The 17484-nt window shown below is 64.0% G+C and carries 18 protein-coding genes; 6 read left to right on the forward strand and 12 right to left on the reverse strand.

Going from position 1 to position 17484, the window contains the following annotated elements; genetic code table 11:
- Positions 1 to 171 precede the first annotated feature (171 nt).
- The 6 genes from EJ076_RS05900 (at position 172) to EJ076_RS05925 (ending at position 6926) form a co-directional block, all read left to right on the forward strand.
- Positions 172 to 1236, forward strand: a complete 1065-nt coding sequence (locus EJ076_RS05900) for a sugar ABC transporter substrate-binding protein (protein WP_109667067.1) — start codon at positions 172 to 174, stop codon at positions 1234 to 1236.
- Positions 1237 to 1403: 167 nt separating this feature from the next.
- Positions 1404 to 2471, forward strand: a complete 1068-nt coding sequence (locus EJ076_RS05905) for a substrate-binding domain-containing protein (RefSeq protein WP_126067235.1) — start codon at positions 1404 to 1406, stop codon at positions 2469 to 2471.
- Between the two features lie 68 nt (positions 2472 to 2539).
- Positions 2540 to 4042, forward strand: coding sequence for a sugar ABC transporter ATP-binding protein (locus EJ076_RS05910; RefSeq protein ID WP_245462962.1), 1503 nt, complete (start codon positions 2540 to 2542; stop codon positions 4040 to 4042).
- 57 nt (positions 4043 to 4099) lie between these two features.
- Positions 4100 to 5077, forward strand: coding sequence for an ABC transporter permease (locus EJ076_RS05915; protein WP_245462963.1), 978 nt, complete (start codon positions 4100 to 4102; stop codon positions 5075 to 5077).
- Positions 5074 to 6042, forward strand: a complete 969-nt coding sequence (locus EJ076_RS05920; protein ID WP_126067238.1) for an ABC transporter permease — start codon at positions 5074 to 5076, stop codon at positions 6040 to 6042. Before EJ076_RS05915 ends, EJ076_RS05920 begins: the two co-directional genes overlap by 4 nt.
- A 2-nt stretch (positions 6043 to 6044) precedes the next feature.
- The gene (locus tag EJ076_RS05925) at positions 6045 to 6926 is read left to right on the forward strand and encodes an SMP-30/gluconolactonase/LRE family protein (protein ID WP_126067239.1); all 882 of its coding nucleotides are present in this window, start codon (positions 6045 to 6047) and stop codon (positions 6924 to 6926) included.
- Position 6927: 1 nt separating this feature from the next.
- Here EJ076_RS05925 and EJ076_RS05930 read toward each other — a convergent pair whose 3' ends face one another.
- From EJ076_RS05930 to iolD, 12 genes are all read right to left on the reverse strand, one after another.
- Positions 6928 to 7620: an amino acid ABC transporter permease gene (locus EJ076_RS05930; protein WP_126067240.1), complete on the reverse strand. Its 693-nt coding sequence runs from the start codon at positions 7618 to 7620 to the stop codon at positions 6928 to 6930.
- A complete protein-coding gene (locus EJ076_RS05935; RefSeq protein ID WP_126067241.1) occupies positions 7617 to 8282 on the reverse strand; it encodes an amino acid ABC transporter permease in 666 nt (221 codons plus the stop codon). Before EJ076_RS05935 ends, EJ076_RS05930 begins: the two co-directional genes overlap by 4 nt.
- A gap of 66 nt (positions 8283 to 8348) precedes the next feature.
- The gene (locus tag EJ076_RS05940) at positions 8349 to 9158 is read right to left on the reverse strand and encodes a transporter substrate-binding domain-containing protein (protein ID WP_126067242.1); all 810 of its coding nucleotides are present in this window, start codon (positions 9156 to 9158) and stop codon (positions 8349 to 8351) included.
- Positions 9159 to 9619: 461 nt separating this feature from the next.
- Positions 9620 to 9835: a hypothetical protein gene (locus EJ076_RS05945; protein WP_109667049.1), complete on the reverse strand. Its 216-nt coding sequence runs from the start codon at positions 9833 to 9835 to the stop codon at positions 9620 to 9622.
- Complete coding sequence (locus EJ076_RS05950) at positions 9832 to 10587, reverse strand: COG4280 domain-containing protein (RefSeq protein WP_109667047.1); 756 nt, start codon at positions 10585 to 10587, stop codon at positions 9832 to 9834. Before EJ076_RS05950 ends, EJ076_RS05945 begins: the two co-directional genes overlap by 4 nt.
- 210 nt (positions 10588 to 10797) lie before the next feature.
- The gene (phnN, locus tag EJ076_RS05955) at positions 10798 to 11427 is read right to left on the reverse strand and encodes a phosphonate metabolism protein/1,5-bisphosphokinase (PRPP-forming) PhnN (RefSeq protein WP_164548551.1); all 630 of its coding nucleotides are present in this window, start codon (positions 11425 to 11427) and stop codon (positions 10798 to 10800) included.
- A complete protein-coding gene (locus EJ076_RS05960; protein ID WP_126067243.1) occupies positions 11424 to 12563 on the reverse strand; it encodes an alpha-D-ribose 1-methylphosphonate 5-triphosphate diphosphatase in 1140 nt (379 codons plus the stop codon). Before EJ076_RS05960 ends, phnN begins: the two co-directional genes overlap by 4 nt.
- A 48-nt stretch (positions 12564 to 12611) precedes the next feature.
- Positions 12612 to 13319, reverse strand: coding sequence for a DUF1045 domain-containing protein (locus tag EJ076_RS05965; protein ID WP_126067244.1), 708 nt, complete (start codon positions 13317 to 13319; stop codon positions 12612 to 12614).
- A gap of 153 nt (positions 13320 to 13472) precedes the next feature.
- Entirely contained in the window at positions 13473 to 14285 is an 813-nt protein-coding gene (iolB, locus tag EJ076_RS05970) for a 5-deoxy-glucuronate isomerase (RefSeq protein WP_126067245.1), read from the reverse strand.
- A gap of 5 nt (positions 14286 to 14290) precedes the next feature.
- On the reverse strand, positions 14291 to 14509 hold the full coding sequence (locus EJ076_RS05975; RefSeq protein ID WP_109667036.1) for a hypothetical protein: 219 nt from the start codon (positions 14507 to 14509) through the stop codon (positions 14291 to 14293).
- A gap of 61 nt (positions 14510 to 14570) precedes the next feature.
- Positions 14571 to 15488, reverse strand: a complete 918-nt coding sequence (iolE, locus tag EJ076_RS05980; protein ID WP_126067246.1) for a myo-inosose-2 dehydratase — start codon at positions 15486 to 15488, stop codon at positions 14571 to 14573.
- A 117-nt stretch (positions 15489 to 15605) separates the two neighbouring features.
- A complete protein-coding gene (gene iolD, locus EJ076_RS05985) occupies positions 15606 to 17456 on the reverse strand; it encodes a 3D-(3,5/4)-trihydroxycyclohexane-1,2-dione acylhydrolase (decyclizing) (RefSeq protein WP_126067247.1) in 1851 nt (616 codons plus the stop codon).
- Between the last annotated feature and the right edge of the window lie 28 nt (positions 17457 to 17484).

Consider the following 17484-nt stretch of genomic DNA (forward strand, 5'->3'; position numbering starts at 1 on the left):
CCACATCCGCTGCCGAGCATTTGCCTGGGGCATGTCGCCCAAATGTGCGCAGCGGTTCCGGGGTAACGGCATGCACGAAACAAAGTCTGTCCATAAGGGGGCGTGCCTCGAAGGCACTTGACTAGGCGGCGGCGTTCGCGCGGCCGACAACAAACACGGGAGGAGGAAGTCATGAAAGCAGGCGCATTTTTCGCCGGCCTTGCGGTGATCGCGACGACGTTGCTGTCGATCGATGCCGTGCCGGCCAACGCACAGGACAAGAAGCCCTACACGATCTATCTCTCGAACAATTTCGTCGGCAATGACTGGCGCCAGCAGATGCTTCGCAGTGCCGACATCGCGGTGAAAAAACCGCCGCTCGCCGGTCGTGTCGATCTGAAGGTCGAAGTGGTCGAGACCACGGTCCAGGCGCAGATCAATTCCCTCAACAACATCATCCGCAACAAGCCCGACGCCATCATCATCGATGCGGGCTCGGGCGAAGCGCTCAACCCGACGATCCAGAAGGCTTGCGATGCAGGCATTCTGATTATCGCCTTCGACCAGATCGTCAGCGCGCCCTGCGCCTACACGATGGAGTCCGACTGGGGCCGAGCACCGCGCGTGGAGGCCGAATGGCTGGTCAAGAAACTCGGCGGCAAGGGCAAGATCCTCGTCGATCGCGGGCTTGCCGGCGCTCCGATCTCTGCCCAGCTGCAGGGTGGTTTCGAGGAAGTCATCAAGAAATACCCGGGCATTGAAGTGGTCGGCTATTTCAACGGCGACTATGCGCTGGGACCGGAACAGGCCGGCGTCGCCAGCCTGCTGGCGGCCCACCCGCAGGTCGACGCCATCTTCGTCCAGGGCTACGGCGCCGGAGCGATCAAGGCGCTGCAGGATGCCGGCCGTCCGATCGTTCCGATCACCGGCAGTCCCTTCAACCTGACGACGACGACCTGCGCCCAGACGCAAGGCGCCCAGTGTATCCTGGCGCCCAACCCGGCCTATCTGTCGGCCGAGGCCCTGAAGCTGGCGGTCGAGATCCTCGACGGCAAGAAGCCGGCCGAGAAGAAGATCCTGCTGCGCAATGCCTTCCTCACCACCGATCCGATCGCGTCGGAATTGTTCCCCGATGCGGCCATGCAGAAGATCGAGGTCGGCAAGAACGCCTTTCCGGACATGGCGCCCGGCCTATTTCTTCCGGTCAGCCCGGACTGGGTTGAAATCACCCCGGCCGAGGCCGCCGGCGCGAAATGAGCGGCGTCTGCCAATCGGCGGCGAAATGGTCGCCTCGAAGCGCCCCCAATGCGCCTTGGCTTAAATTGACAAGGCGTTTTGGTACCGGTATCAATTTGCATGCAGCACCCACCAAGATGGCGAAGTCCGTCGCTGGCTGATGCAGGAAACACGAAGGAGGAGAGACCATGAAACTGAAGACAGTTTGCATAGGAGTGGCAGCGCTTGCCATGTCTGCAATCGCCATCAGCACGACGCCGAGCCGCGCCGAGGACAAGAAGCCCTACACCATCTACCTCTCGAACAATTTCGTCGGCAATGACTGGCGCCAGCAGATGGAGCGCGTCGCCACCGTTTCGGTCAACAAGGGACCGCTGAAGGGCCGCGTCGACCTCAAGATCGAGAATGTCGAGAACACCGTTCAGGCGCAGATCAACTCGCTGAACAACATCATCCGCCAGAAGCCGGACGCCATCCTCGTCGATGCCGGCTCGGATTCGGCTTTGAACCCGACCATCAAGAAGGCTTGTGACGCCGGCATCGTCGTCATCAGCTTCGATCAGGTGGTGACCGAGCCCTGCGCCTATGCCGTCGCTTCCGACTGGGACCGCATCCCCTCCGTCATGGCCGAGTGGATGGCCACGCAGCTTGGTGGCAAGGGCAACATCATCCTCGACCGTGGTCTCGCCGGCGCGCCGATCTCGGCCCAATTGCAGCAGGGCTATGAGAAGGTGCTGGCCAAATATCCCGACATCAAGGTGGTCGGCTACTACAACGGCAATTACGCGCTTGGACCGGAGCAGTCGGGGGTCGCCGCCTTGCTTGCCGCCAATCCGCAGATCGACGGCATCATGACGCAAGGCTACGGATCGGGCGCCATCCAGGCGCTCAAGGATGCCGGCCGGCCGATCGTCCCGGTCGTCGGCTTCTCCTACAATGTAGCCGCCCTTACCTGCGCGCAGACTAAAGGCGCCAAGTGTATCCTCGGCTCGAACCCGGCCTATCTCTCTTCGGAATTGATCAGGCTGGCGGTCGATATTCTCGACACCGGCAAGAAGCCGGCCGAACGCTCGATCTCGGTCAAGGGCGACTTCGTCACCACCGATCCCTTCGAGTCCAAGCTTTATCCGGGCACCAAGATGATCAAGATCGCGGTCGGCGAGAATGCCTTCCCCGACCAGGCGCCCGGCCTGACGCTGCCGATCACGCCCGACTGGGTCGAGATCACCGCTGCGGAAGCCGCTGGCAGCAAGTAACATCCTGTGACCACGACCCTGTCTCCCGGCATCGCAAGATGTCGGGAGAGCTTTTCGAAGGCGCATTCATGGACCTCGTCACCGTCAAAGGCCTGTCCAAACGCTACGGCGGCATCGTCGCGCTGAGCGAGGCGACATTCAGTGCCCGCGCCGGCGAGGTACACGCGCTGCTCGGCGAGAATGGCGCGGGAAAGAGCACCTTCATCCAGATCCTATCCGGTGCTGTGCGGCATGACGGCGGCTCGATCCTGGTCGATGGCCAGGACTATCGCCCGGCCAATCCGGATGCTGCCCAGGCGCGCGGCATCGCCGCCGTCTTCCAGGAACTGTCGCTGATCCCTGATCTGAGCGTCGAGCAGAACATCTGGTTTCGCCACGAACCAAGGACGCTCCTGAGCACCGTCAATCGCGCAGAGATGCGGCGCAAGACGCTGGCGCTTCTCGACAAGTACAAGTTCCCCGCGCTGCGCCCCGAGCAGGAGTTGCGCCGGCTGACATTGGCCGAACGGCAGATCGTCGAGATCGCCAAGGGCCTGGCCAAGGATCCGCGCATCCTGATTCTCGATGAGGCGACCTCGGCGCTGCCCGCGCGCGAGGCCGAATGGCTGCTGAAACTCACCCGGCAACTGGCCGCCGAGGGCAGGCTGGTCATCTTCATCTCGCACCGCATGGCCGAGGTGCGCGCCATCGCCGACCGGCTGACCATCTTCCGCAATGGCAGCACCATTGCCGTTCATGAGGCCAATGCGGTGTCCGACAACGAGATCGTCACCCAGATGATCGGCCGGCATCTCGACAGGCTCTATCCCGAACGGATTGCCACCGCGACCGATCGCGTCGCGCTCAGCGTCAAGGGCTTTTCCAGCGGCAGCCGGCTCTCCGGCGTCGATTTTGCGCTGCGCGAGGGCGAGGTGCTCGGCGTCGGCGGGCTGCAAGGCCACGGCCAGCGCGAACTGTTCCAGTCGCTGTTCGGCGCCAGCAAGGCGAGCGGCACCGTCGAACTGTGGGGCAAGCCGGTTTCGATCGGCAATCCGCGCCAGGCGCTGACCGGCAAGGACGGCATCGCGCTGGTGCCCGAGGACCGGCGCGGGCAGGGCCTGCTTTTGACCAAGAGCGTGCGCGAGAACCTGACCCTGTCGGTCATCAAGCGCTTCACCGAAAATGGCTTGCTGAGCCGACAAAAGGAAGCTGCCCTGGTCAAGGAGATGGTCGATTTCCTGCGCATCAAGGCCGGCACGCCGGAGCAGCTTGCCGGCACGCTGTCCGGCGGCAACCAGCAGAAGGTGATCTTCGGCAAGATGCTGCTCACGCAAGCGCGCGTGCTGCTGCTCTACGACCCGACGCGCGGCGTCGATGTCGGCACCAAGGGGGAAATCTTCCAGCTGATGCGGGATCTCGCGGCCAAGGGCTATGCGATCCTGTTCCATTCGAGCGACATGCCGGAACTCGTCCATGTCGCCGACCGCGTGCTGGTGATGCGCAACGGCGGTATCGCCGCCACTCTGGAGGGTGACCGTATCTCGGAAGCAAGCATTTTGCGCGCCGCCATGCTTGAAAGCGAGGCGGCCTGAGGCATGGTGATGTCAGTCGCAGAGAGACCTGTTGAGATGGCGCAAAGGCCAGTCGAAATGAACCCCGCCAGGCCCGGCATCGATTGGCGCGGCCGCGCGCTCGACCGCGCGCCGTTCCTGGTCGCCTGCCTGATGCTGGCCTTGATCGTTGCCATCTATGGCAGCCTGCAGTCCGGTGTCTTCTCGCTGGACGAGATCAACCTCGACACGGCGGCGGCGATGACGCTGATGCTGGCGGCAACCGGCCAGACCATCGTGCTGGTGCGCGGCGGCATCGACCTGTCGATCGGCGGCATGATCAGCCTCGGCACGGTGATCGCGGCAACGCGCTTCACCGACGACCCGTCGACCGTCGCGTTGTGGACCCTGGCCATTCTGGCCCTCGGCTTCCTGATCGGCGCGCTCAACGGCCTACTGATCTCACTGCTGAAACTGCAGCCCTTCCTGGTCACGCTCGCCACCTGGTCGATCCTCAACGGCGTCGCCATGATCATCCTGCCGACCGATGGCGGCAGCGTTCCCGGCTGGTGGGTCGGCTTCGGTTATGCCCAGCTGTTCGGCCTGACCAGCCCGGTCTGGATGCTGCTGGCACTTTTGCTGTTCTGGTGGTGGTTCCGGGCGACGCGCGTCGGCGTCACCATCCAGGCGACGGGCTCCAACGAAAAGTCGGCCTTCCTGTCGGGCGTCTCGATCACCCGGGTCAATGTCATCACCTACGGTCTCTCAGGCCTGTTCGCGGCGGGTGCGGCGCTCTACCTGACGACACAGACCGGCGCCGGCTCCCCGACCATCGGCAAGGACTACATCCTGCCTTCGGTGGCGGCGGCGGTCATCGGCGGTGTCAGCCTGTTCGGCGGCCGCGGGCATCTGGCCGGCACCCTGATCGGCGCCTTCGTGCTGACCCTCATCGGCAATCTGGTCTTCGTCCTGCATGTGTCGAGCTACTGGCAGCCGGTTGCTTCCGGCGTCATCCTTCTGCTCTCGGTGCTGGCGAGTTCCGTCGCCGAAAAGGCCGCAAGGAACCGTGTCCAATGAGCGCCTTCCTCGCCCGCAACCGCCTCATCGTGCTCGGCTATGCCGGCATGGTCGTGCTGCTCCTGGTCACGGCTTTGTTCTCGCCGGGCTTCCTGTCGGTCTCCAACATGCGCTCCACCGTCGTGCTGGCGGCCTTCGTCGGCATCGTCGCGCTCGGCCAGACCTTCGTCATCATCGGCGGCGGCATCGACCTGTCGGTGCCCTGGGTGCTCAATTCGGCGGCCATCGTCATGGCGCTGCTATGCGGCGGCCAGGACGTGCCACTGGTCTGGGTCATGCCGTTGCTGCTTGCCGGCGGCGCCTTTATCGGCCTGATCAACGGCGTCGGGGTCGCCCAGTTCGGCGTACCGCCGATCATCATGACGCTGGCCACCAACGTCATCCTGCAAGGGTTGATCCTGGTGCTGACCGGCGGTTCGCCGACCCCTTCGGCGCCGGCCCTGATCCAGTTCCTGTCGGTCGGGCGCATTGGCGGTTTCCCGGTGATCGCGCTGATCTGGCTGGCTCTGACCCTGGTGGCGACGTTGCTGCTTTCCAAGGCGGCGTTCGGCCGCCATCTCTATGCGCTGGGCACCAGCGCCACCGTGGCCGAATTCTCCGGCGTGCCGACGGCGCGCACCACCATCCTGACCTATGTCATCTCGGGCCTCACCGCCGCCTTTGCCGGAATGCTTCTGACCGGCTATTCCGGCCAGGCCTATCTCGGCATGGGCGACGCCTATCTGTTCACCTCGATCGCGGCGGTCGCCATCGGCGGCGCCTCGATCCTCGGCGGCAGCGGCCACTATCTCGGCACCGTCGCCGGCGCCATGGTGCTGACGATCCTCACCGGACTGCTGCCGGCGCTCAACCTGTCGAGCGGAGCACTGCTCATCGTCTACGGCGCGGTGATCCTGCTCACCGTGTCGATCGGCAGCGAGACCTTCGCCGGCCTCGGCGGCAGGCTGCGCAGAAGAGAGGGCTGACCATGGTCGAAATTTCTTGCGTCGTCGATGCCGGAGCCGAGCTTGGCGAAGGCACGCTTTGGGACCCCAAGGCCGGTGTGCTCTGGTGGATAGACATCTGGAAGAAGCTGATCCACCGCTACGATCCGTCGACCGGCAAGGACGATGTGTTCGAGACGCCGGAATATCTCGGCTGCCTCGGCCTGCGCGAGAAGGGCGGCTTGGTCCTGACGATGACTAACGGCTTCCATTTCTTCGATCCGGCGACCGGCACGTTCGAAGCGATCGTCGACCCGGAAGCGCATATGCCGAAGACCCGCTTCAACGACGGCAAGCCTGACCGCCAGGGCCGGTTCTGGTCGGGCACCATGTTCGAGGTGCCGGGCCAGCCGATCGAATTCATCGGCGCGCTCTACCGGCTCGATCCCGACCTTTCGGTACACAAGATGATCGACGGCATCGGCTGCTCCAACGGACTGGCCTGGAGCCCGGATTCAAAGGTCATGTATTTCTCCGACAGCCATGCCGGCGCGGTCTGGGCCTATGATTTCGACCCCGCCACGGGCGACATCGAAAACCGCCGCACCTTCATCGACATGACGGTGACCGGCGGTCTCGCCGACGGCGCCACCGTCGATGCCGAGGGTTGCTACTGGGTGACCATCCCGGTGACCAGCAAGGTCTGCCGCTACGATCCCGATGGCCGGCTGATGCAGACCGTGCTGTTGCCGACCGACCTGCCGACCTGCTGCGAATTCGGCGGCAAGGATCTAGACATCCTCTATGTCACCTCGGCCGTGCTCCGGCGTCCGGCCAGCCACTTTGTCGGCCAGAAGAATCCGGGCGGATTGTTTGCGCTCGACGTCGGCGTCAAGGGCTTGACCCTGCCGGCGTTCAGGGGATGAGCTAGACAGCCGACATCACCAGCGGCGCTTCGACCTTGCGGGTCATTCCGGTAGCGAAACGACGCTCGAGATAGCCGGCATAGAGCGACAGCGGCCAGCATAGAGCGAAGTAGATCAGCGACACCGTGCCGAACACCATGACCGGCTGGAAGGTCACCGTGTTGACCTGCGTGGCGGCGCGGGCGAGCTCGGTCAGCCCGATCAGCGAGGCGATCGACGTCGTCTTGACGATCTGCACCATGAAGCCGACGGTCGGCGGCAGCATCAAGCGCACCGCCTGCGGGATGATCACCAGCCGCAGCGTTCGCGTGAAACGGAAACCGAGCGCGGTCGCCGCTTCCCACTGCCCCTTCGGGATAGCCTCGATGGCGCCGCGGAAAATCTCGCCGAAGAAGGCGCCGCCATTGAGCGAGAAGGTCACTGCCGCCGCCACCCACGGGTCCGGCCGGTAGCCGAGGAACGAAGAACCGTAATAGGCCATGAACAGCTGGATCAGGATCGGCGTGCCCATGAAGAACTGGATGTAGCCGGCGGCCAGCCAGCGCAGCGGCCGCGCCGGTGCGACGCGGATCGCCGCCACCACCAGACCGATCAGGCCGCCGCCGGCAAAGGCGATCAGCGCCAGCAGGATCGTCCAGCGCGTCGCAAGCAGCAGGAACATCAATTCGTTGGGGCCGAAATCGCGCAGGCTCATTGCTTCCACCTGAATATGAGCTTGCCGAAGCCGGCGAAGAGCAGGCTGGCGGCCTGTACCAGCACAAAATAGATGACCGCGATGATGATGTAGACCTCGAAGCTGCGGAAGGTCTGCATGACGAGGTTGTTGGCGACCGCCGTCAGCTCCTCGGCCGCAATGGCGCCTACGATCGAGGTGCCCATGATCTGCAGGATGAACTGCGCCGACAGCGACGGGTAGACCGCGCGCGCCGCCGGCACCAGGATGACATGGCGGATGATGCGGTAGCGGCTGAGACCGAGCGACTTGGCCGCCTCGATCTGCCCTTCGGGAATGGATTCAATGCCGGCGCGCAGGATCTCGGTAGCGTAAGCACCGAGATGGATCGAGAGCGCAACGACGGCCGCCATGTTGCTCGACAGTTTGAAGCCGAACAGCGGCAGCGAGAAGAAGACGAAATAGAGCTGGATCAAGAGCGGCGTGTTGCGGATCAGCTCGACATACCAGGCGATCGGCCACGACAGAAAACGCGGACCGAAGCTGCGGCCGACGGCGCCGAGGATGCCGATGGCGGTGCCGAACAGGATCGACAGCGCAGCCAGCTGGATGCTCTTCGCCAGACCGCGCAGCAGCAGGTCGAGATGGATGAGGATCGGGCCGAATTGCAAGGCGGTTTGCATGGGCATCCCGTCACGAGGTCAAGAGAGCGGGGCCGGCCTGGCCCCACCCGATAATGGATGCGTTGATCAGAACACCGGCAGCGTCGGCAGCGGCTGGTTGCGGTACTTCATCGACAGTGCATCCAGCGTGCCGTCGGTCTTCATGGCGAACAGCCAAGTGTTGACCCATTGGCGCAGATTGTCGTTGCCCTTGGCGACGCCGATGCCGAAGTAGAAGGTCTTGAGCACGTATTTCTGCTCGAAGGCATCGCCGTTCTGCGCCTTCTTCAGATAGATCTCGCCATAGTCGCCGCCGCCCATGGCGTCGATCTGGCCCGACACCATGGCTTGCAGCAGCGACGAATAATCATCGAAGCGCAGGATTTCGATGCCCGGATTGGCTTCGGCAGCTTTGGTCAACAATCCGTCCTCGCCGGTGCCGCGTGTCAGCCCGACCTTCTTGCCGACGAGGTCGGCAACGCCCTTGATAGCGGTGCTCTTCGGAGCGATCACCACAGCCGACTGTCCGGCATAAGGGATCGAATAGTCGATCTGGATGGCGCGCGCCGGCGTGATCGAGAAGATCGAGATCACGGCATCGACCTGCTTGGTCAGCAGCGCCGGAATGCGGCCGGGCGAGGTGACGGTGACGAATTCGACCGGCACGCCGAGCGCTTCGCCCATCCTGTTGGCAACTTCGATGTCGAAGCCAGTCGGCTTCAGGTTGGCGTCAAGAAAGCCGTATGGCGGCGTGGTGGTGTCGATGGCGACGACCAGCTTGCCGCGCGAGATGATCTCGTCGACCGTCTGCGCTGAAGCAATCGACGGCTTGAGCGCCGACAGCGCCAGCACAATGCCGGCCAGCAAGGCACCGGCCCCTCTCAGGAAAGTCCGCATGTTTTCCTCCCATGCATTTTTGGGCGCCTTTTGTCGGCATCGCTCGTGCGGGGCGCAGACCGCACGACGACGTAAAATGGGGTCGAAATTTCGCTCGCTGACGTCCCTTGCAAACCGGGGATAGAGCGCTCCTCCACGACTTATAATGGTATGCTATTATAATATATAAAGCCTGTCCATGAGCGCACTACCCAGTTCCGCCAACCATGACTGGTACCGGTACCATAATTTTCCATTTTATGGATGCCGTCAAGTCGCAACGGGGATTGGATCGGAGCTTGGCGCTGTCGATGTGATCGAGGAAGGATTCGATGTGGTGTGACGGGTGCGGCGACGGACAGCAGGCTCATGCGTCTCAGTCTGGGGCGGTTCAGCGGCGCATTGTTGCCTCTACGGTGGCCGGCAGCACCATGCGGTCCCCGCCGGAGCCTATCCGGCATCGAACCGCATGCCCGCCGCCGTTACCGATTGGTCGCGCGTGCCGCGCGGCGAACGCTTTGCAACAGGATGGCGAGGCAGCCCGCCAACAGCAGGCCGCCGCCAAGCAGTGGCGGGAGCGCCAGTAGCTTTACCGCCGCCGTCACTCCAGCAATGACGACCAGAGCCAGTAAGGCCAGGTTGCCGTCGTCGACAAACATGCCAATGAGTTCGTTCAGAACCAGACGGATGACGTTCATCTGGCGAGTCCTCCAGTGAGGGTGGGGTAGGTGCTGCGCAGCCAGCGCACCATGGCCAACGAGGCCAGCGCGACGGTGGCGAAAATGGCAAGCAAAGCGAGATCGGCGCCCGGCCAGTCGGCGCCGATGCCTTCGCCGGTCCAGAAGATGCCGAAGCTGGTCAGCATCAGCCCGACCACGAATTTGAGCGCATTCTCCGGTACGCGCGCCAGCGGCCGGTGGACAGCCAGGCCGATAAGCATCACCAGGACGAAAGCCGCCAGCGCGCCTAGGCTGGCGTAAAGCGTCTGCCCGTGAGCCGCGCCGACGGCAATGATGATGAACACCACCTCGACGCCCTCGAGCAGCACCGCCTTGAACGACGCCAGCCCGGCGAGGTAGTCGGCTCGGCGGTCGTTGGCCTGCTGGTGCAAGGCTGCGGTTTCCTTGGAAAAGGCTGCCCCCTCGTCATGAAGGGCGATGACGCCGACACTGCGCAGGATGGCTTTTCGCAGCCAGCGCATGCCGAACAGGATCAGCAGGACGCCAACCACGAACTGCAGCGTGGCTATGGGTACGAGTGCCAGCAGCGGGCCGAACGCCAGCACCAGGGCCGCCAGCACCGCCAGCGCCAGTGCGGCGCCGGTCAGTGCCGGGCGCCAGCCGCGCGTGACCCCCACAGCGAGCACGATGGTGAAGGCTTCGACGACCTCGACGAAGGAGGCGAGAAATGCCGCCGTGATCGTCGAAAGGATAGGTGTCAGACTATGCATCAAGGCTTCCTGTATTGCTTCATTCTACCATGATCTCTTTGAACCGTGGTCCAGGATCACCATTGCCGTCCGCACCACACAGCGCTCCGCTGGCAGCGAAAAAGCAAGCGAAGCACCAACGGACGGAGTCGAGCCGCACGCGCTGCGGCTCGAGATCGACCGCCAGCCACCAGCATCGGCCCTGGAAGGCGCTCGACAAGCGCTGGAAGCCTAGATCAGACCCGACATGTCGGAAAATGCCATCGCCTTGCGCAGCACCTCGGCAAAACGCTCGCCCGCGGCTTCGCGCGGGCCACTGTTGTCGATCGAAGTGACACCAGGGCCGGACAGGCTCACATTGGCGCTGCGCGCCAGTCGCGCCAGCACTTCGCCACGTGACTCGCGGCCGCGCATTGCCAGCCGCTCCGCCAGCACGTCCGGTGAGGCTGTGATCTCGACGATGGCCAGGTTGGCATAGCGTTCGCGCAAGGAGGGGATGATCGCGCGCGACACATTGGCGACAGCAACACGGCCATTGGCGACAGACCAGTCGACATCGGCCGGGATGCCATAACGCAAGCCGTGCGCTTCCCAGGAGATGGCGAAGGCGCCATCGGCTTCGGCTTCGATGAAGGCGGCGTCGGCCAGCGTGTCGTGATCCTCGCTGGCGGCATCGCTCGGCCGCGTGATGACGCGGCGGACAAACTCCAGCCTTGTCTCGTCGGCAAAATGGTTGCGGGCGTAGCCGATCACCGTGTCCTTGCCGGCGCCACTCGGTCCAACCACGGCGACGAAAACGCCATCGCGGATCGGAAACGTCTCGGCGGACAATTCTCGCTCGATCAGCGCCGACACCATCATGCGACCCGGCGTCCCTGCCGCCAGACGGTGCGTACGACCGGAACATGGTCGTCGACGCGCACGCGCACCAGATCGGCGCGGCGGCCCTGCTCGATGACGCCGCGGTCGGTCAGGCCAACTGCATCGGCCGGGTTCTTCGAGACCATGGCGACAGCCTGCGGCAGGGAAATGCCTTCGACGACATCGCCGAGGAAGAACGCCGACTGTATCAGGCTGAAGGGAATGTAGTCGGACGACAGGATGTCGAGCAGCCCGTCGCTGGCCAGCGTGCGGGCCGAGACGTTGCCCGAATGCGAGGCGCCGCGCATGACGTTGGGCGCGCCCATCAGCACGCCGAGCCCAGCTTCTTTCGAGGCCCTGGCGGCTTCTTCCGTGGTCGGGAACTCGGCGACGCGCACGCCCTGCTCGATCGCCTCGCCGACATGGCCAATGGTGGCGTCGTCATGGCTGGCCAGCACGATGCCGCGCTCATGGCAGGCGGCGGCGATGTGGACACGGTTCGGCCCCGAATTCACGGCCGATTCCCCCATCCGCTTTTCGCAGAACAGCTTGAAGTCACGGTCGGTCAGCTTCAGTTTGCGCTGGTAGTAATAGGCATAGGTTTCCAGGTTGACGAATTGGCGCTGGCCTGGCGCGTGGTCCATCAGCGATGCCAGCTTGACCCGTTCGTCGCCATCGAAATTGGCGAAAGCCCTGAGGCAGTCCGGTGCCGAAACCTCGCAGCGCAGATGGATGAAATGGTCTGCGCGCAGACGGTCCTGCTGGACGCTGTCCTCGATGGCATCGGCCAGCTTGCGGATGTCTGTCGACGTCAGGTCGGCGTCTTCGTCCATGCCGACACGCAAGGCGTCGAGCACGGTGGTGATGCCGGCGGTCGCCACCTGCGCGTCATGGGCGAGCACGGCGGCGATCGGGTTCCAGCGCACCTTGGGCCGCGGCGCGTAGTGGCCTTCGAGGTGGTCCGTATGGAGTTCGACCAACCCGGGAATGATGTAATCGCCGCCCATGTCCTCGCCGTTGCGGCTGGAGCCGGCTTCGATGCCGGCGATAAAGCCGTCACGCAGCACCAGCGAACCCTCGACGATCTCGTCGGCAAGCACGATGCGGGCGTTGTGGAGAACAGTTTCGGCGGTCATTTCAGGCAGTCCTTGGTTGTTCCGGGTGGAGTCATTCCGGCAGAGGTGTCAGGCAGTTTTTCTGGCCGGGCGGCGCCCGAGCGCGTGATGCGAGAGCACCATGAAAGGTGCGCCCGGTTCGGTTTCGACAAACAATGTCAGCGCATCCACCAGCACCTTCTGTCGCAGAATGTCGGCGAACAGACTGTCGATTGCTGCGCGCAAACGAGGGCTTTCCTGTGACGCTGCCCGGCCCGACAGCGTCATGTGGAAGCGAAAGGTTTCGAAGACATAGGGGTAGCCCCATTGGCAGAGGTTGCGGAACTCGGCCGGCTTCAGCGAATCCGGGCTGCGCCGCTCGATTTCCGCCTCGGTCAACGGCGCGCGAAACCGGTCGAAGCCGAGCACCACGTCATCGGCGAAGCGGTTGAGCGCCGGCAGTGGTCCTTCCGGCACCAGTGCGAAGAAGCTGTCGATCTGGCTGACGACCAGGCGGGGGATGGTCACCACCGGCGTCGCCTCGGCAAAATGGTCGAGTGCGGCGCGCAGCGAGGCTTCGGTCTCGTTGGCAGCCAGGCGGAAAGGGGCTTTCAGCGTCGCGTGAAAGCCATAACGGCGCGCCGAAGCGGTGTGGAAGGCGACTTCCGCCGCCGACAGGTCGGCCACCGCCTCGACCGGCCTTGTCGCGGCGCCAAACGGGTCGCGGCCGAGCCAGTTGGCGGCGATCCGCGCCAACGGTTCGTCCTGCCGGGGGGTGAAATAGATGGCGTAGCGCATCGGTAGTCCTCGTCAGTCCCGCTGCCATAGGTGATTTCCATGACGGATTGACGAAGCTTTGAAGGGTTTTCGAAGGCAAATCGACCTTGTGGGTCCTTAGCCGACGATTTTTTCTAGCTGGACCAATAGCTTCACCTGGGAAGGTATGATCGGTCAGGCCTTCATCAACCATTCGTGCTCGGGCGCGTTGTGGAATTTCCACGTCCGTTTCGGCCCGGCCATCACGTTGAGGTAATAGAGGTCATAGCCGTGGCAGGCGGCACAGGGGTGATAGCCCCTGGGCACCAGCACGACATCGCCGTCCTCGATCGCCATCGCCTCATCCAGCGCACGATGGCCATTCTTGTCGGCGTCGGTGTAGACGCGCTGGAAGGCAAAGCCCTGCGGCGGGTTGAGGCGGTGATAGTAGGTTTCCTCGAGGTAGGATTCAGCGGGCAGATTGTCCTGGTCGTGCTTGTGCGGCGGGTAGCTCGACGTATGCCCGCCGGGCGTGATGACTTCGACCACCAGCAGCGAATCGGCCGGCTTGCCCTCCGGCAGGATGTTGGTGACGTAGCGCGTGTTGGTGCCTTTGCCGCGCACCTCCTGGCCAAGATCGTCCGGTGCGATGACGCGAACCGGCAAGCCGCCGCCAAGGCCCGGCGCCGAGCAGACCGCCAGTTCCAGCTCGGTATTTGCGGTCACCGACCAGTCCGAGCCTTGCGGAACATAGACCGACCACGGCTTGCCCTCGAAGGGCGACATGCGCTCGCCGAGCAGGCCGAGATCCTTGCCGCCGGCTGACGCCTTGCCCTTGCCGGTGACGAACACCAGGCAGACTTCGCGATCCTCCGTTTTTCCGGAGGCGCTCTCGCCAGGCTTCAGCCGATGCAGGTCGAAACCGACATAGGTCCAACCCGCGATTTGCGGCGTCACATGGGCGACGCGGCCATGGCCCTTGTTGGCTTTGACGAGCAGCTTCGACATCCCAGTCACTCCTTCGGTTCGGGCTCGGCCGCTGCCTTGCTCTCGTCGGCCGGCTTGTAGAGATAGAAGAACTGCCAGACGGCGTAGCCGGCGAAGCCGAGCGCGATCACGCCCCAGAACGGCGTGCCGGTGGCGAACTCGATGATCGACCAGATGACGCAGACCGCGACGACGGCGACACGCCGCCACAAAGGCCGGAAGAAGGGGTGCTCGTAATCTTTCATCGGGCCAATCTACAGCAATCGGCTTCGCCGGGAACCCATCGCATCAGGCATTGAGGAAGCCCTAGGCATTGGGAAAGCCCTGCGTCTCGACCGTGTAGCCGGCGGCGGTCATGACGCGCATCAATTCCTTGTAGCCGACCTCTGCCATCCTGAGCGGCGGGTTCTTCTTCGGGTCCTGCTCGGCCTCGACCACGAACCAGCCCTCATAGCCATGGTCCGCGAACCGCTGCACGATGGCGCCGAAATCCAGCGAGCCGTCGCCCGGCACGGTGAAGGCGCCCAGCGCCACGGCGTCGAGGAAGGACTGTTTCGTGCGGTCGAGCCTGTCGATCACGCCCATGCGCACATCCTTCACATGCACATGGCTGATGCGAGTGTGATGGTTGTCGATGGCGCGCAGCACGTCGCCGCCGGCAAAGGCCAGATGTCCGGCATCGAGCAGCAGCGGAATGCCGGCGCCGGAATAGCGCATGAAGGCATCGAGTTCCGGCTCGGTCTCGACCACGGCCGCCATGTGGTGGTGATAGGAAAGCGGCATGCCCTGTTCGGCGCACCATTCGCCAAACGCGGTGAGGCGCTTCGCATAGGCCTTCATCTCGTCGTCCGAAAGCTTCGGCTTGGTGGCCAGCGGCTTCGAGCGGTCGCCCTGGATCGAGCGGCCGACCTCGCCATAGACGATGCAAGGCGCGTTCACGGCCTTGAACAGGTCGATCATCGGCTGGATGCGATCCTTGTTGTCGGCCATCTCCCCATCGACCAGCGTGCCGGAGAACCAGCCACCGCACAGCGTCACGTCGGCTGCCTTCAGGATCGGCAGCATGACATCGGGATCATTGGGAAAGCGCCGGCCCATCTCCATGCCGGTGAAACCGGCCGAGCGCGACTGGCGCAAACATTCTTCCAGCGACACGTCATCGCTGAGTTCCGCAAGATCGTCGTTCCACCACGCAATGGGGGACATGCCCAGTTTGGCTTTCAAGTCGTCGCTCCGGTCCTAAAACAGTTCATTTCTTGCCCGTTGGCGCCGCCCCCCATCTGCCTGCCGGCATCTTCTCCCCTATAGAGGCGGGGAGAAGGAGGAGCTTCAGCGCCTATATCACTCGCCAATGGTCTGCATCTGCCGCTTTTCGTCATACGCCTTGCGCGCCGCGTTAACCTGCGGCCGTGCCGACACTTCCGGCACCGCCACATCCCACCAGTGACCGCCGGCATCGGTGGAAACCAGCGGGTCGGTGTCGATGACCAGCACCGTGGTGCGCGCATTCTTCTTGGCCTTCTCCAGTGCGTTTTCCAGCCCGGCGATCGACGGCACCTTTTCGGCAATCGCCCCCATGCTGGCCGCATGCGCGGCAAAGTCGATGTCGGGCAGGATCTCGTGGCGCGAGTCCTTCAGGAGATTGTTGAAGTTGGCGCCGCCGGTCGCCATCTGCAGCCGGTTGATGCAACCGTAGCCCCTGTTATCAAGCAGCACGATGGTGAGCTTGAGGCCGAGCATCACCGAGGTGGCGATCTCCGAATTCAGCATCAGGTAGGAGCCGTCGCCGATCATGACGACGACCTCCTCGTTTGGCTTGGCCATCTTGGCGCCGAGCCCGCCGGCAATCTCGTAGCCCATGGTCGAGAAGCCGTATTCCGCGTGGTAGGAGCCGGGCGCGCCGGCCTGCCAGAGCTTGTGCAATTCCCCCGGCAAGCCGCCGGCGGCATGCAGCAGCGTCACGCCAGAGCCCATCGCGCGCTGCACGGCGCCGATCACTTGCGCGTCGGAGGGGTAGGCGGCATTGGTCGACGCCGTCACTTTCGCTGCTTCTGCCTGCCAGGCCTTCTTGCCGGTGGCCGCATTGTCGGTCCAGGTGGAAGGCGCCTTCCAGCCCTTCAGCGCAGCACCGAGTTCAGCCAAACCCTCGGCCGCATCAGCGACCAGCGGCAGCGCGCGGTGCTTGCCGGCGTCGAAGGGCTGCACGTTGAGCCCGATGATGGTCTTGCCGGAATTCTTGAACAGCGCCCACGAGCCGGTCGTGAAATCCTGCAGGCGCGTGCCGATGGCCAGCACGACATCGGCTTCTTCCGCCAGCCGGTTGGCGGCAGAAGTGCCGGTGACGCCGACCGCCGCCATGTTGAGCGGATGATCGTCCGGCAGCGAGGATTTGCCGCCTTGCGTCTCGCAGACCGGAATGCCGGCGCCCTCGGCGAATTTCGCCAGTTCGTCCGAGGCCTGCGAATAGAGGACACCGCCGCCGGCGATCACCAGCGGCTTTCTTGCTCCCTTGAGCGCGGCGACAGCAGCCGCAAGCTCATGGCGGTCCGGGCGCGGCCGGCGCTGATGCCAGACGCGCTCCGCGAAAAAACTCTCGGGATAGTCATAGGCCTCGGCCTGGACATCCTGGCACAGCGACAGCGTCACCGGCCCGCATTCGGCCGGATCGGTCAGCACGGCCATGGCGCGGCTGAGCGCCGGGATGATCTGCTCCGGCCGCGTGATGCGGTCGAAATAGCGCGACACCGGACGGAAGCAGTCATTGACCGTCGCCGTGCCGTCGGAAAAGTCCTCGGCCTGCTGCAACACCGGATCGGGGATACGGTTGGCGAAGACGTCGCCCGGCAGAAACAGGACGGGCAACCTGTTTACATGGGCGAGCGCCGCCGCCGTCACCATGTTGAGCGCGCCGGGACCGATCGAAGAGGTTGCGGCCATGAAGCGGCGGCGGAAATTGGCCTTGGCATAGGCGATCGCCGCATGCGCCATCGCCTGTTCGTTGTGGGCGCGGAAGGTCGGCAATTCGTCGCGCACCTGGTAGAGCGCCTCGCCGATGCCGGCGACATTGCCGTGACCGAAGATCGCCCAGACGCCACCGAAGATCGGGACTTTGCTGCCGTCGATCTCGGTCATCTGGCGCGACAGGAAGCGGGTCAGCGCCTGCGCCATCGTCAGGCGGATTGTCTTGCTCATGGTGGTTTCCTCCGCAGTCCTTGTGCCG

The sequence above is a fragment of the Mesorhizobium sp. M7D.F.Ca.US.005.01.1.1 genome (assembly GCF_003952545.1).
GTDB lineage: Bacteria > Pseudomonadota > Alphaproteobacteria > Rhizobiales > Rhizobiaceae > Mesorhizobium > Mesorhizobium loti.